Here is a 1,445-nt window from a genome sequence, read left to right on the forward strand (position 1 = left end):
CATCGGTGACGAGGATGTTGGCGGGTTTCACGTCACGGTGCACCAGCCCCGAGTAGTGCGCGGCGTCCAGCGCCGCGGCCACCTGCTCGATGATCCCGATGACCCGCAGCGGCGGCAGCGCCCCCGAACCGTCCAGCAGCGAGCGCAGATCGCGGCCGCGCACCAGCCGCATGTCGATGTAGAGGACGCCGTCGATCTCGCCCCAGTCGTGGATGGGGATGATGTGCGGCTCCGCCAGCCGGGCCGCCGCCTGCGACTCGCGCCGGAAACGCTCCTGGTAGGAGGGATCTTTGGCGAGCTCGGCGGGCAGCAGCTTGAGTGCGACGACCCGATCCTTGGACGTGTCGTAGGCCTCGTAGACCTCGCCCATGCCGCCCTTGCCGAGCAGCGAGCGCAGCTCGTACGGCCCGAACCTGCTCCCGGCCCGCGATGGCGCATCCACCCCGTCAAACCTCCACACTCTTGGGAGGGAAGCAGACGAGGACCCGCGACCCACCCCTCTAGGAGGTGGATTCTCCCGGTGCGACTACGCCGTGGTCAAACGCAAAGACGATGGCAGCGGAACGGTCGCGTAACCCGAGCTTCCCGAAGATATGTCCCACGTGGCTCTTCACCGTTACTTCGGAGATGCCGAGCGCGGTCGCGATCTCCGCGTTGACCCGGCCTCTGCCGATGAGTCCGAGCACCTCGAGCTCGCGAACCGTGAGCTCGGACAGGCGATTGCCGGCGGGCGCCGGGGTGGGGCGCGCCGAACGGTAGGTATTCAGGACACGCGGGGTGACGGTCGGGTCCAGCCACGAGCCGCCGCCCGCGACCGTGCGGACCGCGCGGATCAGATCCTCGGCGGGGGAGTCCTTGAGCAGGAACCCGGCCGCGCCCGCGCGCAACGCGCCGGACAGCAGCTGGTCGTCGTCGAAGGTGGTCAGCACCAGCACCGGGGGCGCGTCGGGGGCGGCGCGCAGGGTGCGGGTGGCCTCGATGCCGCCGATCCGCTTCATCCGCAGGTCCATCAGCACCAGGTCGGGGCGGTGGGCGGCGACCGCGGCGGGCACCTCGTCCCCGTCGGAGCATTCGCTCACCAGGAAACCGTCTCGGCGGCGCAGGATCCGGCGCAGTCCACCGCGGACCAGTTCCTGGTCGTCGACGACGAGGACGCCGATCAGTTCCTCGTCCGAGCGGTCGGTCACATACCCTCCTGGGCGGTCTTGCGGAACAGCGGTTGCAGCAGCGACTGCAGGTGGTCGTCGGCGGCGGTGAAGCCGCAGGGGACGGTCCCGGTCAGCGGGATGTGCGCGAACACCCGCCAGCCGTCGTCGTCGGGTCCGGCGGTGAGCCGCCCGGCCAGCGGCGCGACCCGCTGCCGCATACCGGAGATGCCCATGCCGTTCCCGGCCCGCGGGGCCGCCCCGGCCGCCAGCGTATTGGTCACCGTGACCTCGATGTAC

2 protein-coding genes and 1 pseudogene are annotated in these 1,445 nt (G+C 70.7%); all 3 read right to left on the bottom strand.

Annotated elements, in window-relative coordinates; genetic code table 11:
• On the bottom strand, window positions 1–442 hold a 442-nt coding region (locus ACIRS4_RS36860; protein ID WP_404204426.1), incomplete at its 3' end, for a serine/threonine-protein kinase.
• A gap of 58 nt (window positions 443–500) precedes the next feature.
• Window positions 501–1,187: a response regulator gene (locus ACIRS4_RS36865; RefSeq protein ID WP_379101626.1), complete on the bottom strand. Its 687-nt coding sequence runs from the start codon at window positions 1,185–1,187 to the stop codon at window positions 501–503.
• Window positions 1,184–1,445: pseudogene (locus ACIRS4_RS36870) on the bottom strand (hypothetical protein); the annotation flags it as partial. The pseudogene ACIRS4_RS36870 and the gene ACIRS4_RS36865, both read right to left, overlap by 4 nt.

Source organism: Streptomyces sp. NPDC101166, from assembly GCF_044768125.1.
Lineage (GTDB): Bacteria > Actinomycetota > Actinomycetes > Streptomycetales > Streptomycetaceae > Streptomyces.